The 26,408-nt window shown below is 69.4% G+C and carries 27 protein-coding genes and 4 pseudogenes; 21 read left to right on the top strand and 10 right to left on the bottom strand.

Features of this window, described 5'->3' with window-relative positions; genetic code table 11:
- The first annotated feature begins 644 nt into the window (after positions 1–644).
- From OHA86_RS00005 to OHA86_RS00020, 4 genes are all read left to right on the top strand, one after another.
- On the top strand, positions 645–1,583 hold the full coding sequence (locus OHA86_RS00005) for a hypothetical protein (protein WP_329171275.1): 939 nt from the start codon (positions 645–647) through the stop codon (positions 1,581–1,583).
- Positions 1,580–2,050: a hypothetical protein gene (locus OHA86_RS00010; protein WP_329171277.1), complete on the top strand. Its 471-nt coding sequence runs from the start codon at positions 1,580–1,582 to the stop codon at positions 2,048–2,050. The genes OHA86_RS00005 and OHA86_RS00010 overlap by 4 nt, the downstream gene beginning before the upstream one ends.
- Positions 2,047–4,785, top strand: coding sequence for a DEAD/DEAH box helicase (locus OHA86_RS00015; RefSeq protein ID WP_329171279.1), 2,739 nt, complete (start codon positions 2,047–2,049; stop codon positions 4,783–4,785). Before OHA86_RS00010 ends, OHA86_RS00015 begins: the two co-directional genes overlap by 4 nt.
- Before the next feature lie 981 nt (positions 4,786–5,766).
- On the top strand, positions 5,767–7,149 hold the full coding sequence (locus OHA86_RS00020) for a hypothetical protein (RefSeq protein WP_329171281.1): 1,383 nt from the start codon (positions 5,767–5,769) through the stop codon (positions 7,147–7,149).
- A 4-nt stretch (positions 7,150–7,153) separates the two neighbouring features.
- Here OHA86_RS00020 and OHA86_RS00025 read toward each other — a convergent pair whose 3' ends face one another.
- The 6 genes from OHA86_RS00025 to OHA86_RS00050 all read right to left on the bottom strand — a co-directional run bounded on the left by OHA86_RS00025 (position 7,154) and on the right by OHA86_RS00050 (position 9,939).
- The gene (locus tag OHA86_RS00025) at positions 7,154–7,558 is read right to left on the bottom strand and encodes a restriction endonuclease (protein WP_329171283.1); all 405 of its coding nucleotides are present in this window, start codon (positions 7,556–7,558) and stop codon (positions 7,154–7,156) included.
- Positions 7,555–7,746: a hypothetical protein gene (locus OHA86_RS00030; RefSeq protein ID WP_329171285.1), complete on the bottom strand. Its 192-nt coding sequence runs from the start codon at positions 7,744–7,746 to the stop codon at positions 7,555–7,557. Before OHA86_RS00030 ends, OHA86_RS00025 begins: the two co-directional genes overlap by 4 nt.
- A gap of 96 nt (positions 7,747–7,842) precedes the next feature.
- Positions 7,843–8,691, bottom strand: a complete 849-nt coding sequence (locus OHA86_RS00035; RefSeq protein ID WP_329171286.1) for a helix-turn-helix domain-containing protein — start codon at positions 8,689–8,691, stop codon at positions 7,843–7,845.
- A gap of 22 nt (positions 8,692–8,713) precedes the next feature.
- The gene (locus OHA86_RS00040; protein WP_329171287.1) at positions 8,714–9,259 is read right to left on the bottom strand and encodes a DUF6879 family protein; all 546 of its coding nucleotides are present in this window, start codon (positions 9,257–9,259) and stop codon (positions 8,714–8,716) included.
- Complete coding sequence (locus tag OHA86_RS00045) at positions 9,216–9,494, bottom strand: hypothetical protein (RefSeq protein ID WP_329171288.1); 279 nt, start codon at positions 9,492–9,494, stop codon at positions 9,216–9,218. Before OHA86_RS00045 ends, OHA86_RS00040 begins: the two co-directional genes overlap by 44 nt.
- A gap of 244 nt (positions 9,495–9,738) precedes the next feature.
- A complete protein-coding gene (locus OHA86_RS00050; protein WP_329171290.1) occupies positions 9,739–9,939 on the bottom strand; it encodes a hypothetical protein in 201 nt (66 codons plus the stop codon).
- 147 nt (positions 9,940–10,086) lie between these two features.
- Between OHA86_RS00050 and OHA86_RS00055 the strand changes: the two genes are divergently transcribed.
- From OHA86_RS00055 to OHA86_RS35925, 6 genes are all read left to right on the top strand, one after another.
- A complete protein-coding gene (locus OHA86_RS00055) occupies positions 10,087–10,539 on the top strand; it encodes a hypothetical protein (RefSeq protein WP_329171291.1) in 453 nt (150 codons plus the stop codon).
- Between the two features lie 201 nt (positions 10,540–10,740).
- The gene (locus tag OHA86_RS00060; RefSeq protein ID WP_329171292.1) at positions 10,741–11,415 is read left to right on the top strand and encodes a DUF6000 family protein; all 675 of its coding nucleotides are present in this window, start codon (positions 10,741–10,743) and stop codon (positions 11,413–11,415) included.
- 305 nt (positions 11,416–11,720) lie between these two features.
- Positions 11,721–12,122, top strand: coding sequence for a DUF6233 domain-containing protein (locus OHA86_RS35920; RefSeq protein ID WP_443071591.1), 402 nt, complete (start codon positions 11,721–11,723; stop codon positions 12,120–12,122).
- A 12-nt stretch (positions 12,123–12,134) separates the two neighbouring features.
- Positions 12,135–12,707, top strand: coding sequence for a hypothetical protein (locus OHA86_RS00065; RefSeq protein WP_329171294.1), 573 nt, complete (start codon positions 12,135–12,137; stop codon positions 12,705–12,707).
- A gap of 115 nt (positions 12,708–12,822) precedes the next feature.
- Complete coding sequence (locus tag OHA86_RS00070) at positions 12,823–13,797, top strand: YihY/virulence factor BrkB family protein (RefSeq protein WP_329171296.1); 975 nt, start codon at positions 12,823–12,825, stop codon at positions 13,795–13,797.
- A 76-nt stretch (positions 13,798–13,873) separates the two neighbouring features.
- The gene (locus OHA86_RS35925; protein WP_443071952.1) at positions 13,874–13,963 is read left to right on the top strand and encodes a DUF6233 domain-containing protein; all 90 of its coding nucleotides are present in this window, start codon (positions 13,874–13,876) and stop codon (positions 13,961–13,963) included.
- 712 nt (positions 13,964–14,675) lie between these two features.
- On the opposite strand, the gene mobF is transcribed toward OHA86_RS35925, so the two are convergent.
- Positions 14,676–16,163 (bottom strand): MobF family relaxase, encoded by a 1,488-nt coding sequence (gene mobF, locus OHA86_RS00075; protein ID WP_443071953.1) that lies wholly within the window; start codon positions 16,161–16,163, stop codon positions 14,676–14,678.
- A gap of 409 nt (positions 16,164–16,572) precedes the next feature.
- Here mobF and OHA86_RS00080 point away from each other — a divergent pair, with 409 nt between their 5' ends.
- Positions 16,573–16,866 (top strand): hypothetical protein, encoded by a 294-nt coding sequence (locus OHA86_RS00080; protein WP_329171300.1) that lies wholly within the window; start codon positions 16,573–16,575, stop codon positions 16,864–16,866.
- An 87-nt stretch (positions 16,867–16,953) separates the two neighbouring features.
- Positions 16,954–17,175, top strand: a complete 222-nt coding sequence (locus tag OHA86_RS00085) for a hypothetical protein (RefSeq protein WP_329171302.1) — start codon at positions 16,954–16,956, stop codon at positions 17,173–17,175.
- Positions 17,176–17,234: 59 nt separating this feature from the next.
- Here OHA86_RS00085 and OHA86_RS00090 read toward each other — a convergent pair whose 3' ends face one another.
- Complete coding sequence (locus tag OHA86_RS00090; protein ID WP_329171304.1) at positions 17,235–18,107, bottom strand: hypothetical protein; 873 nt, start codon at positions 18,105–18,107, stop codon at positions 17,235–17,237.
- Positions 18,108–18,485: 378 nt separating this feature from the next.
- Between OHA86_RS00090 and OHA86_RS35930 the strand changes: the two genes are divergently transcribed.
- The 6 genes and pseudogenes from OHA86_RS35930 to OHA86_RS00115 all read left to right on the top strand — a co-directional run bounded on the left by OHA86_RS35930 (position 18,486) and on the right by OHA86_RS00115 (position 22,576).
- Positions 18,486–18,614, top strand: a complete 129-nt coding sequence (locus OHA86_RS35930; RefSeq protein ID WP_443071592.1) for a transposase — start codon at positions 18,486–18,488, stop codon at positions 18,612–18,614.
- 176 nt (positions 18,615–18,790) lie between these two features.
- Positions 18,791–19,393 (top strand): IS3 family transposase, encoded by a 603-nt coding sequence (locus OHA86_RS00095; protein WP_329171306.1) that lies wholly within the window; start codon positions 18,791–18,793, stop codon positions 19,391–19,393.
- A gap of 34 nt (positions 19,394–19,427) precedes the next feature.
- Positions 19,428–20,822, top strand: a pseudogene (locus tag OHA86_RS00100) (IS30 family transposase).
- A gap of 37 nt (positions 20,823–20,859) precedes the next feature.
- Complete coding sequence (locus OHA86_RS00105; protein WP_329171308.1) at positions 20,860–21,126, top strand: integrase core domain-containing protein; 267 nt, start codon at positions 20,860–20,862, stop codon at positions 21,124–21,126.
- A 36-nt stretch (positions 21,127–21,162) separates the two neighbouring features.
- A pseudogene (locus tag OHA86_RS00110) lies at positions 21,163–21,462 on the top strand (NF041680 family putative transposase); the annotation flags it as partial.
- Between the two features lie 445 nt (positions 21,463–21,907).
- Positions 21,908–22,576, top strand: coding sequence for an IS5 family transposase (locus OHA86_RS00115; RefSeq protein ID WP_329182122.1), 669 nt, complete (start codon positions 21,908–21,910; stop codon positions 22,574–22,576).
- On the opposite strand, the gene OHA86_RS00120 is transcribed toward OHA86_RS00115, so the two are convergent.
- The gene (locus OHA86_RS00120; RefSeq protein ID WP_329182124.1) at positions 22,533–22,970 is read right to left on the bottom strand and encodes a hypothetical protein; all 438 of its coding nucleotides are present in this window, start codon (positions 22,968–22,970) and stop codon (positions 22,533–22,535) included. The two genes, OHA86_RS00115 and OHA86_RS00120, sit on opposite strands and share 44 nt — an antisense overlap.
- Before the next feature lie 273 nt (positions 22,971–23,243).
- Here OHA86_RS00120 and OHA86_RS00125 point away from each other — a divergent pair, with 273 nt between their 5' ends.
- Entirely contained in the window at positions 23,244–24,434 is a 1,191-nt protein-coding gene (locus tag OHA86_RS00125; protein ID WP_329171310.1) for an IS110 family transposase, read from the top strand.
- Positions 24,435–24,442: 8 nt separating this feature from the next.
- Here OHA86_RS00125 and OHA86_RS00130 read toward each other — a convergent pair whose 3' ends face one another.
- A complete protein-coding gene (locus OHA86_RS00130) occupies positions 24,443–25,339 on the bottom strand; it encodes an IS982 family transposase (RefSeq protein ID WP_329171312.1) in 897 nt (298 codons plus the stop codon).
- A 389-nt stretch (positions 25,340–25,728) separates the two neighbouring features.
- Here OHA86_RS00130 and OHA86_RS35935 point away from each other — a divergent pair.
- A pseudogene (locus tag OHA86_RS35935) lies at positions 25,729–26,031 on the top strand (transposase); the annotation flags it as partial.
- 15 nt (positions 26,032–26,046) lie between these two features.
- Positions 26,047–26,361: pseudogene (locus tag OHA86_RS35940) on the top strand (transposase); the annotation flags it as partial.
- Between the last annotated feature and the right edge of the window lie 47 nt (positions 26,362–26,408).

Genomic DNA, 26,408 nt, shown 5'->3' on the forward strand with positions numbered 1-26,408 from the left:
AGCGCTGCGCGCTGTGCAAGCGAAACGCTGCGCTTCGCGCAGCGTGACCGCACTTCGCGCGGTCTGCCCGGCTCCGCCGGGCCAACCCCTCCGCTGCGCTCCAGGGTTGACGGTCCGCCAGGAGGTGGGCGAAGCTCGCCGGCTGGCGGACCGGGGGCCTCGCTCCGCTCGGCCCCAACACCGCCAGCTACTCGATCCGATCACCGGGAGTGCAGTGGCACTTCCTGGCGGGTCCGCTGCACTTCCCCGCCTGACGGTCCTTCCGGCTGCGCCTCCAGAACCGTTGGGCCCGGTGACGCGGGCCCGGCTGACTGTGAGGGGTGGGGGGCGCTCGTTCGTGTGGGTTCCAGTGTAGCGGGTGCATCGCATGGATGCAGCATGTACCGTTGGCGGAAACACGGGACAGGCCCCGGCCACCGGGGCGGGGCGCGAGAAGCGAGGACGCTTTGAATTCGTTGAGCTTCGAAATGCGCCATGATGCGCGGAAGGAAATCCAACGTGAGGTTACCGGGCTGACTGCGGATCAAATTCACGAGCGCTGGGTGGCCGCTGGCGGCCTGGAAACGGAGGACCGGCCGGCTGTCAGCGCGGAGGACCGGTTGGCCGCGGTTCGGCGGAACGAACTGAAGCGGCTGTGGAGCTGGATGACCGCCTCGGGGTGCGAGACCTACTCCCCCGAGGACGACCCGGCTGTGTACCGCTGGCAGCAGGAAAGCGAGAAGCGCGCGAACGGTGAAGCCGCGGGGGCAGATCCCGAGGAACGCCCGGTCGGCGGGGCCTACCAGTTGGAGGACGCACGCCGGCTGTACCTGGCCACGATCCTGCAGAACGCCCTGGCGACCGTGCGCGGCCGTGAGCTGGACAGTCCGGACGCGGAGCAGCTCAGCCTCCTGGACGACTTCTTCACCCGCGCCGTTGTCTTCCCCGACCCGCACGGCAACGGGGTGCACCCCCGGCCCCACCAGGCTCTGTTCGGCTGGAGCAGCGAGCCGCCCGGGATCGATCACGCCAGCGAGCCCGGCCGGGCGCTGGCGGTGTTCCTCCTGGCCTACCTGGACCACCACGGCATGGTCCTGACGAAGTCCGCCCGCCCCTCCGTCTGGCCCGCTCCTCCCGTTGAGCGCAGCGGTGCGGGCCGGCCTTCGGTCCGCGACGCGGAGCAGGGCGAGGGAAGCGAGGCGCCGGCGGAGCTTGTCGAGCGCGTCCTGGCCGTGTGGGAGCAGCACTACGCGGCCGTCACCGGCACCAGCGGCGACCGGTGGGAGGCGGAGTCCCGGGACGTCGTGGGGATCGCGCTGCGGACGGTGAAGCTGGCCGACCGGGACGCCTATCCGCAAGTCCTGGAGGAGTTCCTGCGGGCCAACCGGGCGCGGCTGGAGCGGCTGTGGGCCCGCTACGGGCCGGGCGGGCTGTTCGCGGAAGAAGTCGTCTTGGTCGACATGGCGGCCTGCTACGTGCTGTGCGAGCGGATCGAGGCGGTCCCGCTGTGGCTTAAGGGGGTCTGGGACCAGGAGGCGACCGCGCTGGAGCGGCTGCACGACGCCTGGCGGTACGACACCAGGGACAAGGACGGCGGGCGATGAGCACTCCCGATCCCGAGATCCGCGCCGCCTCCGCACCCGACCTCAGCCCCGACCCCCGCCTGCGCATGGGCGACTACATGACGATGCAGGTCAACGCCCGCATGCGGATCTTCGCGGCCTTGGCGGCAGTAGGGATCGAGCCGGACGAGGCCGACCAGCTGGTGTGCGCGGTGGAGGCCGGCGCAGTCGCGGGGGGCCACTGCTGGGTTGAGGAGCAGTGCGAACTGGCGCCCGATGAGCGGGGCGAGGCGTACGGGCAGGGGTGGGACGGCGGGGTCACCGCGTCGATCGACACCTTGGTCGCCACTGCCGACAGCGTGTACCGGCAGCGGGGACGAGCCCTCACCACGTCGGCGGTGCAGAAACTCGCCGAGATCATCCATAACCACCAGCAAGCCAGGGAGAAGGCCGGGCCGGCGGACGGCACTGACGTTTCACATTCGACGGGAACGGGGGCGGGGGAATGAGCGGGATTCAGCTCAAGGAACATCAGGTGAAGCAGAAGGCGGCTTTCCGTAAGTGGGTGGGATTCCCCGCAAGGTCATCCGTGCCCGCGCGGGGGGCGCGGGGCACGATCGTGTCCGCGACTGGGTCTGGTAAGACGATCATGGCAGCCGCGAGTGCGCTGGAGTCCTTCCCGGACGGCAGGATCTTGGTCACCGTGCCGACGCTGGACCTGCTGGTGCAGACCGCCCAGGCGTGGCGGGCAGTAGGCCACCGCTCCCCGATGGTCGCGGTGTGCTCGCTGGAGAACGACGCGGTGCTGAACGAGCTGGGGGTGCGCACGACCACCAACCCGATCCAGCTCGCCCTGTGGGCCGGGTCCGGGCCGCTGGTGGCATTCGCCACGTACGCCTCTCTAGTGGACCGCGAGGACCCCGAGGACCCATCGGGCCGGGCGAAGCTGCGCGGGCCGCTGGAGGCCGCCCTGGCGGGCGGAGACCGGCTGTACGGGCAGCGCATGGACGGCTTCAACCTCGCCATCGTGGACGAAGCCCACGGAACGGCAGGTGACATGGGGCGCCCGTGGGCGGCGATCCACGACAACGCCCGCATCCCCGCCGACTTCCGGCTCTACCTCACCGCCACCCCGCGCATCCTGGCGGCGGCCCGGCCACAGAAGGGCACGGACGGCCAGGAGCTGGAGATCGCGAGCATGGCCGACGACCCCGACGGCACCTTCGGGGCCTGGCTTCCCGGCGCTGAGCTGGGGCTCTCGGAGGCGATCGAGAAAGGCGTCCTGGCGGGGTTCGAGATCGACGTGCTGGAGATCCGCGACCCCTCGCCGATCCTCGGGCTGTCGGAGGAGGCGCTGCGGGGCCGGCGCCTGGCGCTGCTGCAGACCGCGCTGCTGGAGCACGCGGCCGCGCACAACCTGCGCACCGTCATGACGTTCCACCAGCGGGTGGAGGAGGCGCAGGCGTTCGCGGAGAAGCTCCCCGAGACGGCCGCGGAGCTGTACGCGACCGAGCTGTCCGATGAGGAGCTGGCGGAGGCGGAGAAGAAGGTGAAGAAGCTGCCCGCGTCGTCGATCGGCGCGGAGCTGTACGACCTGGAGGCCGGCCGCCACGTGCCCCCGGACCGGGTGTGGTCGGCGTGGCTGTGCGGCGACCACCTGGTGGCCGAACGCCGGGAGGTGCTGCGGCAGTTCGCCAACGGCATCGACGCCAACAGCCGGCGCGTGCACCGGGCGTTCCTGGCGTCCGTTCGCGTGCTCGGGGAGGGCGTGGACATCACGGGCGAGCGGGGTGTCGAGGCGATCGTCTTCGCCGACACCCGCGGCTCGCAGGTGGAGATCGTGCAGAACATCGGCCGGGCGCTGCGCCTCAACCGCGACGGCACCACCAAAGTCGCCAGGATCATCGTGCCGTGTTTCCTCGAGGCCGGGGAGGACCCCGGCGACATGGTCGCCAGCGCCAGCTTCGCCCCCCTGGTAGCGGTGCTCCAAGGGCTCCGCTCCCACGATGAGCGTCTGGTGGAGCAGCTCGCCTCCCGCGCCCTGTCCAGCGGGAAGCGCAAGATCCACGTCAAGAGGGACGAAGCCGGCCGGATCACTGGGGCCGGCGGGGGTGACGGCGAGGACCAGGAGCAGGAGCAGGACGGCGCCGACGCGGCCGCGGAGTCGGCGCTGCTGCACTTCGCCTCGCCCCGGGACGCGGCGACGATCGCGGCGTTCCTGCGCACCCGGGTCTACACGCCCGACTCCCTGGTGTGGCTGGAGGGCTACCGGGCCCTGGTCCGGTGGCGGGCGGAGAACGAGATCACCGGCCTGTACGCCGTGCCGTATGACACGGAGACCGAGGTCGGCGTCACCAAGGACTTCCCGCTGGGGCGGTGGGTGCACCAGCAGAGGAAGGCGGCGCGGGCCGGGGAGCTGGAGCCGCGCCGCAGGGAGCTGCTGGACGAACCGGCGGCCGGGATGGTCTGGGAGCCGGGTGAGGAGGCGTGGGAGGCCAAGCTGTCCGCGCTGCGCTCGTACCGGCGGGCCACCGGGCACCTCGCACCCCGCCAGGACGCGGTCTGGGGCGAGGGCGAGGCGATGGTGCCGGTCGGGCAGCACATGGCCAATCTGCGCAGGAAGGGAGCCAAGAACGGACTGGGCAAGGACCCGGAGCGGGCCGCCGCCCGTGCGGCGCAGCTCACGGAGATCGACCCGGACTGGGACTGCCCCTGGCCCCTGGACTGGCAACGCCACTACCGGGTGCTTGCCGACATCGTCGAAGACGAGGGCTCCCTGCCCTACCTCGCGGCGGGCGTGGTCTGGGACGGCGACGACATCGGCAAGTGGCGGTGGCGGCAACAGGAACCCGGCACCTGGATGCAGCTGCTGCCCGAGCAGCAGGAGCGGCTGACCGCGCTCGGCATCAACGCCCCTGTGGCCCCCTCTCCCGCCCCGACAGCCGGGGAAGCGGCGAAGGGCGCGGACAGGGCGGAGCAGGCGTTCCGGCGGGGCCTGGCGGCCCTGACGCAGTGGGTGGAACGGGAAGGCGACCGGCCCGTGCCGCGCGCGCACGGTGAACAGATCGCGGTCGACGGTGAGGCGGAACCGGTGATCCTGAAGCTGGGCGTATGGATTTCGAACATGCGTTCCAGGCGGGACAGGCTCACCGCCGACCAACTCGCCTCCCTCGCCGCACTGGGCGTCGACTGGGCGGGCGCAGTGCCAGCAGTCCCGGCTGCTTCCGCCCCGGACAACCTCTGACCACTCCCCCGCACGAACCGACCCCGGGCCAGCTCAGGCCCGGGGTCGGTTCGTGCTGCAGGCGGGCGGGCTGTCCGGACCCGGATTCGACCGGATCCGGACCTGGGCGTCCGTGAGGGCCGTAACGCGGGCGTGTAACGCACGCCGATTCTCGATTGGAGGGGTTTTCTTGCAGGTCAGGGGTGAAACGCAGATCCGCGTTACACCCCGGCATTGCACTCGCGTTGCACCTCCGGGCAGCTGTGTCGGGGAGGCTGCACGGCTTGTCATGTCCCTCTGCGCGCGCGCTTGCGATTGCGGCGGCGCCACAGTGCCAGTACGGCTGTCAGTGCGGCCTTGAACCACATCGTGCTCTCCTCGCCTCGATCCGTCCCGGCCTGTCAGCCCAGGGTCCAGCCTCGGGAGTACGAGTGCCCGGCCGGTGTCGCCGGACGCCTCCATCCGGCCCGCCGACACGATGAGGCGGGACCAGGGCGGCGGCTGCGGGGCAGGCCGCCGTGACGCGAACCGGCGCCGCTTCCCCGAGGTGCCCTGTCCGCAGTCCATCCGCCTCCTCCATCACCAGGGCTGAGGACAAGGGAGGGGGCACAGAGGGGATGTCAGCGCCCTGGAGCAGCGGCGGAAACATCACTACCCCAGGTCAGAGGCCCCTTTCGAAGCGGCCTTGACGGAACGGTGTGCCCAGTCCGTTGCCCAGTCCGTTGCCTACCCCGTTGCCCAGTCCGTTGCCCAGTCCGTTGCCGAACGGCACCCGGTAAAGGCTCGGACAACTTCAGCGGCGGTGCCGAGCCGGCTGCTGGCCGGGCTGGCCGGGCAACAACGGCTCCACGGACGCAGCCGCCAGGCGGAGCGGGGCCCTGCACACAGCTCCGATGCTTTGGCCGAAGTCGTGACGAGATGGGCTCGCTCTGGGCGCATAACTCCCATCGGAGCGGGCTAGGTTCTTCCGGTTGTACTGACAGCTTTGAGGGGAATTCTGCGATGTCCCGCATCCGTCCGGTCGCCAACGGCACGCGCACCGATCACCCCGTTCCGGGCCTGGTGTTCATCAACGATGAGCGCCTGCCCCTGGACAACCCCGACGCCATCGAGCGGACCGGCCGCAACCAAGGTGGCGGACTGTGGGGGCGGACTGACCCGACACGCAACGGGGGGTGGGTGGCGTTCACCACCGAGCCGAAGAACCCGGCGTTCGCATGGGCGGTGTACCAGCACCCGGAGTACGGCCGGGTGGTCTTACTCATCGAGGCGGGCGACCTGGGCGGCCTGCATCACCACTGGGTGCACGAGCCCGCGGGGATGCTGTTTCGCCACGGCGGCTACTGGTGGGCCGGTGAACGCTGGCACCGCCCGGGCCTTGTCTGGGACGGCGCCTACGAGCGTAACGACCCCCGCGAAGTGGACAACCAGCTCACCGTCACCGCCGCTGACGTGCTGAAAGCCCCCTGCAATCCCCAGAACGCCGCTGTCGCCAAGATCGCCAGTTTCACGGCACCCGAAACGCCGCCGGCGAACTGGCACGACCACCTGGCACTCTGGGCGCAGCTTCGGGCCTCTCAGCCCGGGGTGCGGCCCCTGACGGAGTGCGTTGTCGATCTGCACGCGCCCGAGTTGGCGGCGGACCGCTTGGTGAACATGGCAGGGCTGGCGAATATCGCGGCAGTGGCGGAAGAGGACATGCCCGACCTGCGCTACGAGGCGGACAAGCTGCCCGAGCCCCAAGCGGAAGCCGACGGGGCCCCGTGGTGGTCGGTGCCCGTGGCCCGGGACTGGGCGGAGAACTTCCATCAGAAGAACGGCCCCAAGTCCCTGCTGGCCGCGACCACCTCGTACGACACCGTCCAGCCGGTGGGCCTGGTGGACGCCCACAACCGGCTGCGGAAGAACTTCCACGACGACCTGACGGAACAACCGCGTGGGAAGCGCCGCAAGCCCTACATGAAGGGCGACGACGCCCACGAGGCCGCCGATGCCCTGGCGTGGACTGCCGCGACCACTCTCATGTACGGGCAGGACCAGGGGCTGATTCCCGGTGGAGCTCTGCGCAAGGTGTTGATCGACGCCGTTCTCGGTCACCTCGCGGACGACGTCGATCAGCACGGCGGAACAAATGACGGCAAGAGGCTGGGAGATCTTCCCGCCGACACGGTCAGGATGCTGGTCTGGTACTTCCAGCACCGTCCCGAGGCGGCGGCCGGCATCTTCGGGGAGATCTGCCTGGACGCACGCCTGCGTTTCGGCATCACCCCTGTCCAGGTCGGCAAGATGCTGAGGGTGTCCTTCCACCTGGACAGCGACCTCGACAGCGACGCGGTACGGCAGCTGATGGACATGGCACTGCCCCCGTCCGCACGCGAGCAGTAGCCGCTCAGGCGGCCGTCAGGCGGTCCAGGCGCTCATAGAGGGCGCGCACCAAGCGGGCGCGGTCTTGGACGCAACGCACTGTGCCCTCCAGCGCCACGGACAGCCGGCCTTCCGCCTCCAGCAGGACGACGTCGGCCAGCGCCCGACACCCGCTGTCCGCCGGCAACTGGTCGGCGCAGCGCCGTACGTCGACGGCGGCCGCGCGGGCACAGGCGGTCAGCTGGAGCGCGATCTGCTCATAGTCGCGCTCCTGCAGCGTGTCCGGGCCGGCCCACGCCAGGACTGCCTTGACGAGGCACTCGTACGGCGCGCGGTCGAACGGGAGCTGCGCTTCGATCAGCCCGTCCGGGTCGTACAGGATCGTGGCCGTGCTGTGCGGGGCGGCCGGGCCGGCCGGGGCGGCGGTCACCGCGGGGTGTCCTGCCCGCAGCCGACTTCGTCGTCCTGGTCCTCGATGCGCTCGAGGAAGCTGGCGAAGCCGCGGTCGGTGCGGGCGAGCAGGTCCGGGGAGGGAACGCCGTAGGCGGGCGGCCGGGGACCGCGGCCCTCCGGGCGCGCGTCGGTGGTGCGGGTGTCGGTGTCCGCGGGTGTGCGCATGCGACCCCGCCCTTCCCGGCCGGTGGTCCATCGGGCCTTCGACGCTACGCAATTGCAGGACGCGCTCTCAACGAGATTGCGGGAAATTGCGGAGGTTCACTCCAGGGTGTCGATCGCGGCCGTGATGAGGGTGCGGGCCGCGTCCCCGTACACGGCCATCGACGCGAGGCCGGCGAAGGCCTTGGCATAGTCGGCCAGTTCGCGCGGCTGGGTCACCCTGATCTCGGCGGTCAGCGTCTCCACTACGGCCAGGGTGTCGTCGTGGACGTAGAACGCCTCGAGCGGCCACACGGTGCGCTGCGCGGTGAACGGGATGATGCCCAGCGACAGGGACGCCAGCGGCATCACCGCCAGGAGGTGGCGCAGCTGTCCGCGCATGGCGTCGGGGTCGGCGGTGCGGAAGCGCAGGACGGACTCCTCCATGACCACGACGTAGCGGTGCCCGCCTTCGTAGAGGAAGCGGGAGCGGGCGACGCGGGCGGCGACGGCTTCGGCGACGTCGTTGGGGGTGCCCTGGAACGCGGTGATCTGCTGCATGAGGGCGGTCGCGAACGCGGGGGTCTGGAGGAAGCCGGGCGGGACGTTGGAGAGGTACGCCCGGCAGAGGCGGGTGTGCTCGTACAGGGTGTAGAAGTCCTCCTGGACGCGCCGCATGCCGCTGCGGTGCAGGCGGCGCCACTCCAGATACATCGAGTCGACCGCCCGGGCTGTGGCGATCAGATCGTCCGCCTGGCCGTCGGCGCCGCAGGCCGCGCACCAGGTGCGGATGTCGCTGTCGGTGGGCGCGGCCTCGCCCTTCTGCAGGCGGGTGGTCTTGGCCGGGTGCCAGCCGCACCGGGCGGACAGCTCGCGCCCGGTCAGGCCGGCGTCCTTGCGCAGGTGCTGCAAGCGGACCGCGAGCGCCACGCGGGCGGCCTGGGCGCTGGAGGAGGGAGAGGCGGTCATGGTCGCGGGCGGCCCGGGGCGTTCAGGGGGCGAACTTCTCGTGCGGGATGCCGCGCTCCCACACCGCTTCGAATGCGGCTGCGCACAGCGCGACGGCGGCCGGGTCCCGGGTGCGCTCTTTGCCGTCCGGCGCCCAGTCGCCGGCGCCGGTGAAGTGGTGGAACTGCACGATGTGCCCGTCCAGGAGCCAGAAGTCGTTGCCGGGCAGCGCGATGTCGGACGCGCGGCGCCGGGGCAGCCAGCGCACGTCCTCGCCGGCCTGGAGGTTCAGCGCGGTGATGGCGTGCTCGTAGCGGATGTAGTCGGTGACCGGCTCGGAGACGATCCGCGCCCGGCGCATCACCACCCCGCGGGCGACCGCGCCCTGAACGAGCGGCATCCACTGCGGCCAGAACGAGCGGCCCGGATCCAGGTTCGGGACGCCGGTGCGCAGGAAGGTCTCGAAGTCGTCGGCTTCGTCGCCGACGGCGTAGACGTCCCGCATCTCCAGATGGACCGCCGTGTGCCGGGTGCCGGCGAGTAGCTCAGCGAACGTCGCGGTGCCCAGCTGCTGCGCGCTCAGCGGCATCGCACGCCTCCCTCAGAATCGCCACCATCCGGACCGGGATCCGGATCACCCGCTCGTGCGCGGGGATCCCCGCCTTGTGGCCGGCCACCCATTCAGTGGAGCCGACCAGGGCCTGGAGAAGGCCGTCGGCTTCCTCCCCCTGCAGGACCAGATCCGCGCTCTCCTGCTCCACCCACACCGTCGGCGACCCCTCGCCGCCGGTGTTCGGGTCGATCCCGACGAACCGTAACGTCATCGCATGCTCCCGTGTCGAGTCGGTTGCGCATAGTTGCGCACCCGACCGTCCCGCGCACCAGCACTCTCGGTCAAGGGCGCGGGTCGGTCAGCGCCCATAGCGGGCGGGCCTGTCCGGTGCCGTCGCAGTGGAGGGAGCGGCCGCGAGCTGCGTCCCATCCGGTGACGCGGGAACCTCGGTGCCCGTTCCGCCCGCCGGGCCGATGGGCTTGCCGGCCGTGAGGAACGGCCCGCACAGCCGGCGGTCATCCGTTGTGCTCCCGCCGGTTGATGAGCGCGGCCAGGCGCAGCCGCGTGTCGCTGGTGGCGCTGCGCCAGACCGCGTCGGCGGGACCGTGTTCCTGGAGCTCGGGGAGCGTGGTGACGCCGACGGCGAGCTCGCGCCGACGGATGCCGCGCAGTGCCCTGATGCCCGCGAGGGTGTCGGCGGCCCGGTTGTCCAGCACGGCCGCCGCCTCACCTCCAAGGTCACCGTCCCGCCGACACAGCGCACTCAGGCAACCAGATTCCTTGCCAGCGAAGAACTCGACCAGCAGCTGCGTCGTTGCCTCACCGACGACACGCTTCCTCTGGAAGTACGGATCATCGGCTCTTTGACCTGCCTCTACGGCCTGCACATGTCCCGCATCAACACCCTGACCACCGATCGCTTCCATCATGAGGACGACGGCGCCTACCTCACCATCAACGCCCACCCGGTCCTGCTGCCACCCACACTCGCCCAGCTCATCGAGCGGCAGATCATCCGCCCGAACCGGAACACCTCGCTGCTGCAACCGCCCCGGACAACAGAGCCCAGGTTCCTCTTCCCCGGACGCCCACCGAGCCGGCCCCGCAGCGCCGCAACCATCCGGGCCATGATGAAACAGCACGGCCTGGCCGGCATCAGCGCCCGCAACGCAGCCATGATCGAGGCCGTCAGCAGCCTGCCGCCCATCATCGTCAGCGACCTCTTCGGCGTCAGCACGAGCACAGCCAACAACTGGGCCGGACTCGCCCAGGACAGCTGGACCGACTACCTCGCCGCATGCGCCACCACACCGTAGGGCAGCAGAAAACTCGGCGCCAGCGGTCGCCAGCACCGGCCACAGCCGGGCACCGCGGTGTACACAAGGCGCGATGATGGGTCCCGCGGACTGGTCGCTGGTGTGGGGCACCTTGGTGGTTGTAGACGGCAGGGGGGCTTTGTGGCAAAGGCAATTTGGGGATACGGGTCGCGGTTGCGGGCGGCGGCGTGGATGGTACGAGTGGATCTTGGCGGCCTGCGGGGCTACACGGCGACTTTCCTGCGCGGGAGGTTCGGTAGCAGCGAGTACCGCTATCAGCACCAATTGATCCGGCGCTACGTCGGCCACGGTGGACGCTACCTGCACCTACGCGGCGGGGTCCTGTTCTGGCCGCGACCTCGTCAGAAGCTCTTCCAGTACCGGCTGCGCTGGTCCGCGCGCAGGGCCAGCACTCACGATCTGATGACGCTTCTGGACACAGGTGGCTGGCGCGAGCAGTTGGCCGCTTCGTGGCTCATCGCGGTCGGCCGGCGCGCCGACCTCCGCGACCGAATCGCCCAGGACCTGCGAAGCGATGCCCCGAGCGGGTACGGCTGGGACTACTGCACAGCTTTGGCCCGGCTGGGCACAGACCAGGATGCGGAACTACTGCGTCGTTACCTGGATCAGGCCCTTCTTCTCCCACGTCCCCTGGACGATGACGACGACTGGCACTGCCAGCGGCAGGCCATGGGGGCGCTTCTGTATCTCGACGGTGTGCTCGGTACCAGCTATGCCCAGCCATTGCTCACTGCAGGTGGCTTGTGGAGACAGTGGTCCGGTGAGGAGGGCGCGGACTCCTTGGAAGAGGAGCGGGCGCTGATTGCACAGTTGGTGGCCTTCGCGGCAGGTGAGAGACCTCTGATTAAGACGTAGGTGCTGTGAATGTCTTCCGGGGTTGGCCCCTGCATCGGGAGGGACGTGGTGAGAGGCGAGCGGGCGGGTCAACCACCCGCCTGTTGACTGGAGGACCAAATCGGGACTAACCGCCTCATCAGCCAAGGGCTTGCCGTCGCGGTCCTCGCTTTCACCGGCCGCGAATAGCGCACGGGTCAGATACTGCCTCTTCACCAGCCAGCCAGGGCAGCGAGCACGGCCAGCTCCTGGCGGCCCCGGCCGCCGTCGACTTCCGCGCGCCCGCCGGCGCCTGCACGCCCATCGAGGGGCAGTCCTACGACGCGGTGCCCACCGAGCGGTACGGCGTCCCGGCCCGGTGGCGGATCGAGGAATCCGTCTACTTCGGCACCACCGTCGGCCCCGCCCGCATCGTGCACCGCGGCACCTGCCACGCCAACCACGACTACGCCCGCCCCGCGACCACCGAGCAGGCCCGGGCCGTCCTCGAGCGCGCCGACGCCGCGGCGTGCCAGGTGTGTCGGCCCGATCGGCCAGCCGCTTGCGTGAGCGGCAGCGTCGGGGCGGCCCTACGCCGCGGTGCGCAGCGCTCGGTCACTGCGCGGCACTGCGGCCGCCCCACACGTACCGGGAACGCCCGTCTGGGTCAGCTGCGATGGCGGCGACGAGAGGATCCGATGAGGGTGGGGGTGGCCGACCACCGTGCGGCCTGCACTCGCCTGCCTTGAAGGAGCGTCCTGATGTCCGAACGCAACACGGCCATTCGCAGCCTGCACGATGTCGGCTTGGCGGCTTGGTTCGGCGGCTCGCTGATGGGCGCGATCGGCCTCAACGGCGCCGCTGAGAACGAGGGCGAAACCCAGGCGGCAACGGACCGGATCGCCTCAGCCGGGTGGGCGCGGTGGGCGCCGGTCAATGCCGCCGCTGTCGGCGCTCACCTCTTCGGCGGTGGCGGGCTGCTGGCCCTCAATGCCCACCGCGTCGCCACTCAAAAAGGCGTGGCCGCCTCCACGACGGCCAAGACCGTCGTCACGGCGGCGGCCCTGGCCGCTACCGCCTACGCCGGCATCTTGGGCAAGAAAGTGGACCTGGCTTCCTCTGCGGACCCAGATGACGCCGAAATGGCGGACAAGCATCCCATCGACCTGGACAAAGCCCGGCGGCAGCTGGGCTACGTGCAGTGGGCCCTGCCGGCCCTGACCGGATGCCTGGTGATCCTCAACGCGCTCCACGGAGAGCAGCAGCGCCCTACGGAGCAGACTTCCGGCATGTGGGAGCGAGCCCGCTCGGTGGCCCCCTTCGTCGCGGCGTAGGGCGCAGTCCCGCGCCCCGGTCCGACGTCAGGGCGCGGGATCCAGGACGCGCACCGGGCTGCCCGCCCACGTGTGCTCTGCCGTGGTAGCGGCCACGGCACGGCTCAGGAGGCGAATGATGGATGAAGGCGAGCCGAAGAACTCCGGGGCTACCCGCGCGGATGGAGCCGGGCAGGCGCCCGAGAAACCATCGGACCTGCCCAGCGGGGCCTCGCGCGGGATCGCGAAGCGCACGCTGAAGGAGTACAAGGCCGACAACCTGCCGGACCTGGCGGCGGCGCTCACCTACTACGCGATCCTGGCGATCTTCCCCGCGCTGCTGGCCCTGGTGTCGATTGTGGGCCTGCTGAACAAGTCGACCGCCAAGTCGCTGACCGCCAACATCGTCAGCGTGGCTCCCGGTGCGGTCCGCTCGACCCTGACCAGCATCGTCGCCCAGGTGCAGACCAGCGGCAACAAGGCCCTGATCCCGCTGATCATCGGTGTGGCGGTCGCACTGTGGTCAGCGTCCGGATACGTAGCTGCTTTCATGCGGGCCGGCAACGCCGTGTATGACATCGGCGAGGGTCGGCCGGCCTGGAAGACCCTGCCCCTCCGGTTCTCGATCGCCGTGTTCATCGTCATCGCCATGGCTGCTATCGCGGTGGGCGTCGTGTTCACCGGGAACCTGGCGCGGAAGACCGGCAACATCCTGGGCCTGGGCAACACGGCTGTGACCGTATGGAACTACGCCAAATGGCCGGTCATGATCCTCCTGTTCGCGGTGGTCGTCGCGGTGCTGCACTGGGCCGCCCCGAACGTCAGACACCGTTTCGCCTGGGTCACCCGCGGCAGCCTGCTCAGTATCGTCATCTGGATCGTCGCGTCTGCCGTTTTCGCCATCTACGTGGCGAACTTCAGCAGCTACAACAAGACTTACGGCACCTTCGCCGGAATCATCGTCTTCCTGATCTGGCTGTGGATCTCCAACATCGCCCTGCTCCTGGGCCTGGAGTTCAGCGCGGAGTCCGAACGCACCCGGGCACACGAAGGCGGCCAGCCCCTCGACGAAGAGCCCTACGTCGAACCACGCGACGACCGCAAACTCTGACCACGCACAGGTCGGACGTCCGCGCCCCGCCCGCCGGACCACCCGGTGACTGAAGGCGCTCGAGGATCTCGCGCCGCTGTGGGCCCGCACCGTCCTGACGCGCCCGGACGCCGCGCCCTGCGCCGTCTGCCGCCCGGACCGGCCGCTGGGCACCGCCGCGGCGTAGCCCGGACCGCTCCAGCCGGCCCGCCCCGTTCCCCCGTCAACCAGGTCCGCCGCATTTCAGTCCCGCCACCAATCGCAGCCCTGTACCCATCTGTCCGGTTCTCCCGCTGCGCTCACCCCGTTCGTCGTCCCGCCACCGGCTCCTGGCTCGCTCCGGCTGCTCTCCCACATTCCGCCGCGCGCCAGTTCCGCCTGATCTCCCGCTCCGCCTGATGACACTTCGCCCGGCCGTCCGGCTCTGCCATGGCCCGTAGAGAAGTAGTCGGCACGGCCTCACCCCCTTGTCCGTACCGGTGACCTGCGCGTTTGCCCACCTCCGGCACGGATGGAGTGGGACTTCGAAGGGGACCTGGAACGGGACTCGAAAGGCGACTCCAACCGGGACTGCAAACGGGACCCGAAAGGGGACGTGGTGAATCGCGGCGCCCTTACGGCCGATGGCGGGCACTGCAGAGAGCTCTCCCTGCCCGCGCCCCTCCAGCGCCCGGGCTCGGGCTGCAGCCGGCGCGGCAGCAGGCAGCTGCTCGTCACCCGCGCACGGGGGAGGGAGACCTCTCCCCGTGCGCGGACAGTATCCACAGGCCGGTACTCCGAGCATCAGGTGAGGCCACCCGAACAGCCGGGCGGCCCGTCCACGAGGAGCCGACCATGTCCCAGCCCGCCACCGCGCCGCTCGCCCCGATGACCCCGCACGCGGCCATTAGCGCCTTCAACTACCTCCGAGCGGTCCAGGCCGACGACGCCGAAGCCGCCGGCGAGTTCGCCGCGGCCGAACCGCAGCTGGCCGCGATGCTCGTGGATGCTGCGGAGGCCAGGCGGGCGCGGTCGTAGCGGGACCAGGAACGGGCCGGGGCCAGCGAGCGCACCGCGGCCTGGTCCCCGTTCTCGCGCGGGTGCAGGACGCTCAGGTCCGCGGTCATCATCCGGCCGCGGCCGACAGGCCGGGTGTAGCCGCCGATCGCGGTCTGCACGATCGCTTCGTCCAGGCCGGGCAGATGAGGTTGGCCGCGCAGGGTGTAGGTGAGGTGCCGGCGGGCTTCGGCGAGCAGGTGCCGGTAGGAGAACGCGCCGCGCATCACGTACACCACGGCGACGACGTCGACGGCGGCCAGGGCGACGTCGACGACGGGGCGCACCCGCGCCCACACCGCCGCTGCCGCCGCACGCGCCCGCTCCGCCAGCCGGGAGACGACCTCGGCGCCGAACGCGGCGACCGCCGACTCCCGCCAGGCCCCGCGCAGCTGCGACAGCGAACGCTTCGCGGCCGGCTTGCACGGGCGCGTCCGGTCGGCGGCCTGCCGGTCCAGCGCGTAGGCGGCCCGCTCCCCCGGCGCGTGCCCGTGCTTGGCCTCGTAGTCGGCCACCAGGAGGGGCCCTGCGTCGGCGATCTGCTGACGGCGGGTGGACTGCCAGTTGATGAGGCGCTGGTCGATGCCCGCGATCTCCATGACGGGCCGCCGGCCGGGCGTCACCTCACGCGGCTCCCACGCCCACCCCAGCCGCGCAGACACCTCCTCCATGAACACCAGGGTGTAGAGGGTGCCGGCGGCAACGATGTTGTCCAGCAGCGAGGCCGCCGACACGTTCCCCCACGTCCCGTCCGGCCGCCGCGCCCGGATCGACAGAACAGCGTGATCGTGGAGCAGTGGTTTGCCGGCCCTGGACTCGTAGTGCCGGAACACCGCAAAGATCAACCCGTCCTTCACCGGGGCGCGGTGCTTGCCGCCGCTCCCCCACCGGATCTCAGCGACCGACTCCTCCAGCCAGCCCAGTGCCCTGTCCCGGGCGATGTCCTGGCACAGCTCCAGCACCCCGCGGTGCTCGTCATCCATCAGCGCCCACGAGACCTGCGCAGTCGACTGCGCCCGGAACACCAGGTCCATCGCCAGCCAGGGCGAGCGCTCCTTGGCGTCCTCGGTCTCCGGCGACCGGTTGTGCTCGACGGGCCTGCCCAGCACCGTCGCCCGCCGCGCCTTCCCCGGACTCACGCCCTGCGCCAGGAGCTCCGCCTCGATCCGGTCGGCGTCCGGGTGCCGGCCCTCCCCCAGCAGCAGCTCAGCCTGCCGCTCGGTCACCTCCTCCCCGGGCGCCAGTCCGACCGCGGCAAGTCCCCTACCTGTCCAGATACCGGGCGGAACCCCGGCTTCGTCCTGCGCGGCGCGCAGCGGTTTACCCGCCCGGCGGCGGCCGTCGCCGACCATCACGCCGCGGAAGTAGTACGGCCACCCACACTGTCCGATCTTCTTCGCACTCACCATCCGGCCACAGAACACCGCCCGTGACCTGCACAAAAGCACGACGTGGAGCGCTTCCCGCCCGGCGGGAGACCGGCACCGGATTTCCACCGCGGGCGCCCGCCAGGCGGAACCGCCCACCAGCCGACGACAGCGTGCGAATGCTGCGCCGCAACCACAGCCGCAACCACAGGAGCCACACCAGCCCCGAATTTGCACTCCCCCGCCTACAGGCAACCAGCGCGCACCAACCAGCCCATCCCCCGCCAACCCACCACCGCTGAGCCCACCACGTCACCCACCCGCCCTTCCACAGCAACGACCACCACCGCCCCCGGCACCCCGCCGGGGGCTTCGTGCTTCCCGGAGGACCGACGTGCCGACCTACGAGACCACCGCCCGCTTCACCGCCGACCTGGACCGCCTCACCCCCCAGCAGCGCCGCCACTTCCACCACGTCATCACCCGGGCCTTCGTCCCCGACCTGCGCGCCGGCCACTTCCGCGCAGGCCTGCGCGTCAAGGGCGTCCAGCGCGCACCCGGCGTCTACGAACTCACCTGGGCAGGAGACGGCAGGGCAACCTGGCAGTACGGACCCGAGGCAGTCCGCGGCGCGCCGCACATCGTCAGGCGCCGCATCGGCACCCACGACATCCTCACCGGCCCCTGACCCGAAGTCCCGCAGCCGAGGCGGCCTTGCGGGCGCCCGGCGGCGGTTGGTTGGCTGATCGTTCCGATTGACCTGGAGGGGAACACCGTGGCAGCAGAGGGCGCAGTGGGTGAGTCCGAGCACATCAAGGCGCTGATCATCAGCACCACTCAGGCCCTGCGGGAGGACAAGGACGCACTGGGCACGTTCCTCGGTGTGGTCCGGCGCAGCGAGAGATTCGCCGAACTCGCCGACACGATGCAGCAGTCCACCGCCCGGCCCGCCAAGCCGTCGTTCTACGGAGTGCACAGCACCGAGTTCGACAGCTGAGCAGAACAGCGTTCCCGCGGCCCGTTGCCCCTCCGGCGGCGGGCCGCTCACCGTCGACGTCAGTCGCTGATCTCCTCTGCCAGCCGGTGCATCAAGGAGGCCGCCATGCCGGTCAGGGTGACCGCGTCGGCCCGGATCCAGGTGGCGCGCCCCATCGGGCCGTCACTGTGCTGGGGACCGCTGGACTGGTTGAAGGACCTCACCAGGAGCTGCTGGTATCCGTCGGCTTGGGCGTCGAGGTCGTTGAGCATGGCTCCGTAGCGGTCGGCCTGGTCTTGGTCGTCGCGCCTGCTGGGAACGTCCTTGGGCCACACCTTCATGTCGCGCATCGACTGGATGGCCAGCCGCGTCTCCCTGATGGCGTCCTGGTACTCCCCTGCGGTGATCTGCCGCTTGGCGTTGAGCAGATTCGCCGCGGCCTTGGCCAGTGGCCCGCTGTCTATCGGCAGGGGAACCGTGACCGTGAAGAACGCGCCCCGGTGTACGTTCTCGATCTGCTGCTCCCAGTCGCTGGCCGACACCTGGAAGTGCGCCTGCCCGTCCATGTACGGGTACTTCTTGCTCTGCGGAAGGCAGCCGCGGAAGTCGACGATCAGCAGGAGCTTGCCGCCGTTGCGCTCCCTTTCCAGGGCGAGTACCTGGTCGGTGGTCAGGGGCAGTGACAGGTCGGCAGCACGGCCCATCCCCAGCTGCAGGCCCACGCCTGTTGGCGTGAACGAGCCCAGCCAACGCATGCCGCCGCCGTGCTCAGCCCACAGCTCCCCGCCCAGCTGTACATGGTTGCAGCCCTCGGCAAGCGTCATCGCCTCCACTTCCTGGCGGAACGTGAAGTGGTGCACCCCGACCCCAGCCATCAGCGAGGCCAGCGCATGCTTCTCCGGCTCTCGCAGCCGAAGCAGAGTCCCGTCGTCGAACTTCAGGTCCGTAGTCATTTCAGCCCCTCGGTAGAGCGCTGATTCTGGCCTGCCCGATACGGAGGCCGGGCCTCCTTTTCGACATCGAGTACAGCGGGACGCCGACCCGGAGTGCCGATCCCGGGGTGATGTTGCAGGCTGGCCCTGTGGAGGACCCGATCCAGGTAGCGCTGGGTCGCCCGCTGATGAGGTGCGGGCGTCGTCGGGCGCGTTGCCAGTGGGCTGGCTTCGGAGTGGGGGAAGACGGAGCCGAGCGGAACGGCTTCGGTGACTTCTGTCGGTCAGAACCGACCGTTGGGGCGGGTGGAGGGGCACCACAGGTTGAGCTGAACCGGATTTTGTAGCGGCCCTGAAGCCAGGCATGATCGCCTCGGCAGATGGGAGAACACAGGTCCGATGCCTGCACCACGGAAGTACCCCGACGAGCTGCGTGAGCGAGCCGTCCGCGAAGTTCAGACCTCCGGTCGTCCGGTGGCCCATGTCGCGAAGGACTTGGGCATCCACAAGGAGGCCCTGCGCGGATAGGTCCGCCAGGCCGAGGCCGACAAAGGTGACCGGCCGGACCTGCTCACCACTGCCGAGCGTGCCGAGCTGGGCCAACTCCGCAGGGAAATAGCCGAGTTGCGTCGGGCCAACGAGATCCTCAAGGCAGCCTCGGTGTTTTTCGCGAAGGAGCTCGACCAGCCCCGCACGAGGCCGACGTGGTGATCAACCACCTCCGCGACGACTTCGGGGTCGAGCCCGTATGCCGGGAACTGGACCTGTCGGTCTCGGCATACAACGCTCGCCGCCGGCGCCCGAAATCCGCCCGGCGACAGCGCGACGAACAGCTCATGGAGCACATCCACCGCATCCATGACGCGTCCGGCGAGACCTATGGAGCCCGGCGCATCCACCGCCAGCTGCGGCGCGAGGGCATCATCACGGCCCGCTGCACCATCGAGCGCCTCATGCGCGAGGACGGCCTGGAAGGCGTGATCCGCGGGCAGCGGCGCCGCACCACGGTTCCTGAACCCTCCGCACCCCGGCCACCCGATCTGGTCAACCGGCGCTTCACCGCAAGCCGGCCGAACCAGCTGTGGGTCGCCGACCTCACCTACATCCGCACCTGGTCCGGATGGGCATACGTGGCGTTCGTACTGGACGTGTACTCATGGATGATCGTCGGCTGGCAGCTCGCCACCCACATGCGCACCGATCTCCCACTGGACGCACTGGAGATGGCGCTCTGGCGGCGGGGAATCACGAAGGGCTCGGGTCTGATCCATCACAGCGATCGCGGCTCGCAAGGCGGATTCAACTGATCGTCGCAACACCTTGTGATCACGGAGGTGTTGGATGGTTCGTCGCCAGCAGGCAGCCGACCGGGCGCTGCGGCCGAAGCTGAGATCCCCGGGACATCCGAAGTATCAGCGTCCGGTCGAGACGGCGTTCTGGACGGAGATTGCCAAGGGACTTCTCGCTGAGGAGGCCGCCGCCGTCATCGGCGTGGCGCCGGCGGTGGCGACCCGCTGGTACCGCCAGTGTGGCGGGATGTGTCCGTTCGATGCGAAGCCACCCTCGGGCAGGTACCTGTCGTTTTCCGAGCGAGAGGAGATCGCGCTGCTCAGGGCCCAGGGCAAGGGAGTGCGCGAGATCGCCCGGAACGTCTGTCGTGATCCAGGCACCATCTCCCGCGAGCTGCGACGCAACGCGGCCACAAGAAGCGGGACGCTCGACTACCGGGCGTCGGTCGCGTAATGGAAAGCGGATATGGCGGCCAAGCGTCCGAAGACAGCGAAATTGGTCGACAATCCGAGGTTGCACGCCTACGTCCAGGAGAGGCTGTCCGGCCAGATCACCACATCGGGTGGCATGCCGATCGCGGGACCGGTGACGGGCTCGTGGACGGGGCGGAACAAGCCGCACCGCAAGGATCGCGCGTGGGTTCAGGCATGGAGCCCAGAGCAGATCGCGAATCGGATCAAGCTTGATTTCCCGGATGATGAATCCATGCGCATCAGTCACGAGGCGATCTACCAAGCCCTCTACATCCAGGGCCGCGGGGCGCTGAAACGCGAGCTCATCTTGTGCCTTCGGACCGGCCGCGCTCTGCGGGCGCCGCGGGCGCGTTCACGGCGCAAGACCTGGGCGCACGTCACGCCGGAGGCGTTGATCAGCGAAAGGCCCGCCGAGGCTGAGGACCGCGCTGTCCCCGGCCACTGGGAAGGGGACTTGATCATCGGGCTGGAGCGGTCGGCGATCGGCACCGTTGTCGAGCGGTCGACCCGGTTCACCATGCTGATTCATCTGCCCCGCGAAGAGGGATACGGAACGATCCCTCGAACGAAGAACGGCCCCGCACTGGCCGGCTACGGAGCGATCTCCATGAAGAAGGCACTCGCCAACACGATGTCGATGCTCCCCGAGCAGCTGACGCGGTCGCTGACATGGGACCGCGGCAAGGAAATGTCGGCGCACACGCAGTTCAGGGTCGAGACCGGTATCCCCGTGTTCTTCGCCGATCCGCACAGCCCGTGGCAGCGAGGCACGAATGAGAACACCAACGGACTCCTGCGCCAGTACTTCCCGAAGGGCACCGACCTCACACGCTGGTCCGCCGAAGAAATCGAAGCTGTCGCTCACGCGCTGAACACAAGACCCCGCAAGACACTTGGCTGGAGGACCCCGGCCGAGGCATTCAACGAGCAGCTACTCTTGCTCCAGCAAGCCGGTGTTGCAACGACCGGTTGAGTCCAGCCAATACGTGTCAATTCGCTACGGAGAACGGTTGTTGGAGGCCGGCGCGACCGCGTCCGTCGGCTCCGTCGCGGACAGCTACGACAACGCCATGGCCGAGGCCCTCAACGGCTCGTTCAAGGCCGAGCTGATCGAGTACCAAGGACCTTGGCGGGACGCTGACCAGGTCGAACGGGCTGTCGTCCAGTGGATCACCTGGTACAACACCGAGCGCCTGCACTCCGCACTCGACTACCTCCCACCCGAGGAATTCGAGACCCGGCACTACCGATCCCAGGCAGCAACGAACGCCGCCTGAGACCACTCAAACCGGCCGCTACGAAACTCGGGACAGCTCATTGCCGCCCACACCCAACTCCGCCTCGCCCGGCCCCTCGCCGAAGATCTCCGCCGCCCCTGGGAACGACCGGCGCAGCCCCGCCGACTCACCCCCGCACGCGTCCGCCGAGGGTTCCGCCACCTCCGCACGAAGACCACCCGCCCCGCAGCCGTGCCCCAAACCACCCGACCAGGCCCCGGACGCCCACCCGGGTCACAAAACCGCAGGCCAGCACCACACCACGAACCAGGGAAAACCATCAAACGCGTCGCAACCCTCACCGAACACGTCCGCCTGAAACAGCAACAGGGATAAACGCCAAGCTCAGTCGCTGTTGTCGTTCCGACCGTGCGGGATGCGTTTCGAACCGGGGTTCGCGTTCGGGTGGTGGCTGCGGGGCCGGCGCATAAGGGTGGGGCCTTCTGAACAGTTCGATGGTGTCGAATCAGCGAACAACGTCAGGAGGCCCCGGTGTTGGAGTGTCCCGTGTCGATGACAGGGCAGTCCTGTTCGGTCACTCCGGAGTGTGACTGCCTGGCACACCGGTTCGGGAACGCCACCGACGACGGCACGCGGCGACGACGGTATCGGTCGGACATGACGGACGCGGAGTGGACTGTGGTCCGGCCGTTGCTGCCGGTGCCGGGGTGGATGCGGGGGCGGGGGCGGGGGCGGGGGCGGGGGCGGGGGCGGGGGCGGGGGCGGGGGCGGGCAGCCGGAAGCATACTGCCACCGGGCCATACTCGACGCGATCCGGTATCTGGTCGACAACGGAATCAAGTGGCGGGCCATGCCCGCCGATTTCCCGCCGTGGGACCGGGTCTACGCGTTCTTCCGCCGCTGGCGCGACCGCGGCCTGATCGGGGAGTTCCACGACCGGCTGCGCGACCGGGTCCGCACTCGTGCCGGGCGGGACATCGAGCCGACGGCCGCCATGATCGACTCACAGTCGGTCACGGCGGACGCGGTCGTCGGCTCCGACAGCCGCGGCTTCGACGGCGGGAAGCTGATCAACGGCCGCAAAAGGCACATCGTCGTCGACAGTCTCGGCCTGCTGCTGGGCGTGATGGTCACCGCCGCGGACGTCGGAGACCGCATCGCCACGAAGGTCCTGCTCCAGCGGGTGACCGAGGCTCATCATCGTCTGGTTCTGCTCTGGGCCGACGGCGGCTACACCGGCAGCCTCGTCGAGCACTGCCTGGCCGTCCTCGCGCTGGTCCTGCAGATCGTCAAACGCAGCGACGACCGCGGCTTCGTGGTCCTGCCCAAGCGGTGGATCGTCGAGCGCACCAACGCCTGGCTGATGCGCACCCGCCGGCTGGCACGCGACTACGAACGCCGCACCACCAGCGCCGAGGCGATCGTCTACTGGTCGATGACCCTGCTCATGACCCGCCGCCTGGCCCGGCCGCGCCCTTCGCGAGCGTGAACTGGCCCGATGAGGGCTCGGTCAGCCATCCCCTCGCGACCAGGCGCTTCGCCTTGCACCGCTGCCCCTCCACCCGCGCCGGCACCACGTCCAATCCGAACATGGCAGCCATCTCCTGGCAGTTCAGCGGCCCTTGACGGAGCCGGGCCCGGTCCGCGAGTGCCTGCACGATCCGCTGGTAGTCCACCGACAGCACCGACAGGGCAAGACCCTCCCGCCACACCGGCACCTGCGACCTCGGCTTGACCGCATCCCTCCCCGGCGATGGCACATCCGCGTCCAACCGCTCCGAGGTGACCTCCGTCTCAGCGGTGTCGGCGCCAGGAGCCAGGACCGCATCGACCCGCCGGCGGGCGACCGCCCACTCCTGCCATTCCACCTCGGCCGCAGCCAGCTCGGCCTAGATGAGTTGTTCCGTTGTGGGTGTGAGTCAGTGGTCCCTACCTTGTTGATCGGGATGAGCGAGCCATTCGTAGGGTTGGCTCACCCAGGGGTGTCGGGTGTGGCTTTCAGTGGTCTGCCGTTCGTGTGGCTTCTTACGATTCGCCGCCCGACACCCCGCGACGACTCGGCTGCTGATTAGGAATTGCGATCCGATCGCTGAGTAGGGACTCGCCAGCGAGGTCGTCTGTGGTGCAGGTAGGCAAGCGACCAGTGGAGAGTGCGTGTGACCGCGATCTGGGCCGGTATCGACGCCGGCAAGGCCCACCACCACTGCGTGGTGGTCGACGATACCGGCAGACGGCTGCTGTCCCGCCGGGTGGCCAACGACGAACCGGAGCTGCTCAGACTTCTGGCCGATGTCCTCGCCCTGGGCGACGAGGTCACCTGGGGCATCGACCTGGCCGACGGTGGTGCCGCTCTGCTGCTTGACCTGCTGCTCAATCACGGCCAGCACACGCTCTACATCCCCGGCATGGCCGTCAGCCGGGCCTCCGAGGGCTACCGAGGTGAGGGCAAGACCGATGCCAAGGACGCCGCGGTCATCGCCGACCAGGCCCGGATCCGGCGGGACCTGCAACCTCTGCGGCCCGGGGACGAGCTGGTCACCGAGCTGAAGATCCTCACCGTTCACCGCCGTGACCTCACCGACGACCGCACCCGCGTGATCAACCGGCTGCGGGGCCGTCTCACTGGCATTTTCCCGGCCCTTGAACGAGCCCTGGACCTGACCAACGCCGGTCCCCTCGTCCTGCTCACCGGCTACCAGACCGCGGCGGCCATCCGCCGGACCGGTGTCCGTCGACTGGAGACCTGGCTGCGCAATCGCAAGGTTCGCGGGGCCGCCCAACTGGCCCAGGCCGCCATGGAAGCCGCCGAGAGCCAGCACACCAGCGTGACCGGGGAGAAGCCGACCGCCCAGCTCGTCCACACCCTGGCGAAAGAGGTGATGCGCCTCAACGAGCAGGTCGGCGAGATCGACAAGCTCATCGAGGCCCGGTTTCGCGAGCACAAGAACGCCGAGGTGATCGCAAGCATGCCCGGCATCGGCCCCCTGCTGGGCGCCGAGTTCCTTGCCGCCACCGGGGGAGACATGACCGCCTTCGCCACCCCGGACCGTCTCGCCGGGTTCGCCGGCGTCGCCCCGGCTCCCCGCGACTCGGGGAAGATCAGTGGCAATCTGCACCGGCCGAAGAGATACAGCCGCAGCCTTCAACGCGTCTTCTACACGTCCGCGTTGATCAGCATCCGCTACTGCGAGGAGTCCCGGCGCTTCTACGACCGCAAGCGCGCCGAGGGCAAACGGCACACTCAGGCTGTCCTCGCTCTCGCCCGCCGCCGCGTCAACGTCCTGTGGGCCTTGCTGCGTGACGGACGGTGCTATGAATCCATACCACCCGTCACGACAGCGGCTTGACAAAGAGATTAGGAATCGTAGGCGATCAGTGAGCGGGTGATGGGTTGGCCTGTGGTGCGGTTGTGCCAGATGGCGCAGGTCATCGCGAGGATCCGCTGGCTGATCCGGGCGGCGACGCCCTCAATGGTTCGGCCGCCGTGCTGTTCGAGGCCGAGTTGGCCCTTGAGGGTGTCGTTGACCGACTCGATGAGCTGCCGGATCGGTTTGAGCAGGGCTTGTCCGGGTCGGGGCTTGCAGTTGCGGTACGAGGGCCGCAGAAGGGTGATGCCGTACTGGTCCAGGAAGCGGTCCAGTTCGGCGGACACGTAGCCCTTGTCGGCGAGGATCAGCAGGCCGGGCCGGTCGCGTACCAGATCGGGCTCGTTCTCGATCAGCGCGGCCAGGACCTCGCGTTCGTCGACTTTCGGGGTGGCCAGAGCCCAGGTGATCGGCAGGCCGGCGGGCGTGCAGACCAGGTGCAGGCGCAGTCCCCAGAACCAGCGGGAGTGGGAGGCGCAGTAGCCGTAGCCGGCCCATCCGGCCAGGACGGATCGGCGTGCTGTGTCGCGGGAGCGGCCGCACTCCACCGGGGTGGAGTCGGTGATCCACACCGGGTCCTGCCACAGGTCACTGTGCCGGGCCAGGATGCGGATGACCTCCTGGATCTGTGGCCGGGCCGCTCGTAACCGCTTGTTGTAAGCCGGGCGCTGGACCAGATCAGGGAACATCGGCCGCAGGTGGGCCTGGGCGAAGCGGATCCAGCGGGCCTCGGAGTGGAAGCCGAGCAGCACCTGGGCAACGGCCAGGCACACCAGTTCCGAGTCGGACAGGCGCGGAGGACGGCCCAGCCACCGCGTTCTCGGTAGGTGATCATCGACCAGCACATACAGTGCCGTCAGGAGGGTGTTCAGTTCTTCGGTCGTCACAACCCGATGCTGAACACCCTTCCTGCTGCCCGGGACCGAAAACGCGAATCCCGAGGCTTCGGAACTACTCGTCTAGATCCGGTCGGCCTCCTCACGCAGTCCATCGACGCGACGGCGAGCAGCACGTTCGCGCTGCTCCAGCAGTCCGACAACCGACGGCATCCCGGCCTCCCCAGCAAGCGACAACCCGACAGGCCAGAACTCCCACGGAATTACCAGCCCTATGCCTGACCAGCGAAAACGCCCACCTCAGACCCGGAAAGACAACACCGTCTATTTAACGGCGGATCTGTTGATCATGGAGACGCCAAGTGAGTGAGATGACCATCGAGCGCGAGTCCGTGGCTGAGCCGGTCGCTGTGGCCGCGTCGGACGGGCAGTTGATCGCGATGCTGGTCGACCGGGCCCGGAGCGAGGGCGTGCAGCTGACCGGCGGGGGCGGGTTTCTGCGACAGCTGGCGAAGCGGGTGCTGGAGTCTGCCCTGGAGGGCGAGATCACCGGCCGCCTCGGTTACGGCGAACACGACGCGGCCGGCCGGAACACCGGCGACAGCCGCAACGGCACCCGGTCCAAGACCGTGCTGACCGACGTCGGACCGGTCGGGGTGAAGGTGCCCCGGGACGTGGAGGGCAGCTTCGAGCCGCAGATCGTCAGGAAGCGGCAGCCGCGGCTGGCCGACGTCGACGGGATGGTGCTGTCGCTGTCGAAGTACCCGGCGATCATCAAGCTGTGGGAGGACGCCTGGGCCGAGTTCGTGCCCTTCTTCTCCTTCGACGTCGAGATCCGCACCGTCATCTGCCCGACGAACGCCACCGAGTCCGTCAACGCCCGCATACGCAAGGCAGTCCGGGCCCGCGGACACTTCCCCAACGAGGCCGCCGCGCTGAAGTGCATCTACCTGGCACTGATGAGCCTGGACCCGACCGGCAAGGACCGCAAACGCTGGACCATGCGCTGGAAGGCGCCCCTGAACGCCTTCCAGATCGCCTTCGAGGGCCGGCCCACCCCGGCCAACAACTGAACCTCAACAGCTAAGATCAGCCGTTAAATTGACAGACCCCAGATCAG

Origin of the sequence: Streptomyces sp. NBC_01477 (assembly GCF_036227245.1) — a bacterium.
Classification (GTDB): domain Bacteria; phylum Actinomycetota; class Actinomycetes; order Streptomycetales; family Streptomycetaceae; genus Actinacidiphila.

Bases quoted from the DNA above. Each gene is read 5' to 3' on its own strand.
- OHA86_RS00015 (WP_329171279.1), top strand. From the start codon at position 2,047: ATGAGCGGGATTCAGCTCAAGGAACATCAGGTGAAGCAGAAGGCGGCT.
- OHA86_RS00010 (WP_329171277.1), top strand. From the start codon at position 1,580: ATGAGCACTCCCGATCCCGAGATCCGCGCCGCCTCCGCACCCGACCTC.
- OHA86_RS00035 (WP_329171286.1), bottom strand. From the start codon at position 8,691: ATGACCGCCTCTCCCTCCTCCAGCGCCCAGGCCGCCCGCGTGGCGCTC.
- OHA86_RS00020 (WP_329171281.1), top strand. From the start codon at position 5,767: ATGTCCCGCATCCGTCCGGTCGCCAACGGCACGCGCACCGATCACCCC.
- OHA86_RS00030 (WP_329171285.1), bottom strand. From the start codon at position 7,746: ATGCGCACACCCGCGGACACCGACACCCGCACCACCGACGCGCGCCCG.
- OHA86_RS00045 (WP_329171288.1), bottom strand. From the start codon at position 9,494: ATGACGTTACGGTTCGTCGGGATCGACCCGAACACCGGCGGCGAGGGG.
- OHA86_RS00070 (WP_329171296.1), top strand. From the start codon at position 12,823: ATGATGGATGAAGGCGAGCCGAAGAACTCCGGGGCTACCCGCGCGGAT.
- OHA86_RS00090 (WP_329171304.1), bottom strand. From the start codon at position 18,107: ATGACTACGGACCTGAAGTTCGACGACGGGACTCTGCTTCGGCTGCGA.
- OHA86_RS00005 (WP_329171275.1), top strand. From the start codon at position 645: ATGACCGCCTCGGGGTGCGAGACCTACTCCCCCGAGGACGACCCGGCT.
- OHA86_RS00065 (WP_329171294.1), top strand. From the start codon at position 12,135: ATGTCCGAACGCAACACGGCCATTCGCAGCCTGCACGATGTCGGCTTG.
- mobF (WP_443071953.1), bottom strand. From the start codon at position 16,163: ATGGTCGGCGACGGCCGCCGCCGGGCGGGTAAACCGCTGCGCGCCGCG.
- OHA86_RS00040 (WP_329171287.1), bottom strand. From the start codon at position 9,259: ATGCCGCTGAGCGCGCAGCAGCTGGGCACCGCGACGTTCGCTGAGCTA.
- OHA86_RS35930 (WP_443071592.1), top strand. From the start codon at position 18,486: ATGCCTGCACCACGGAAGTACCCCGACGAGCTGCGTGAGCGAGCCGTC.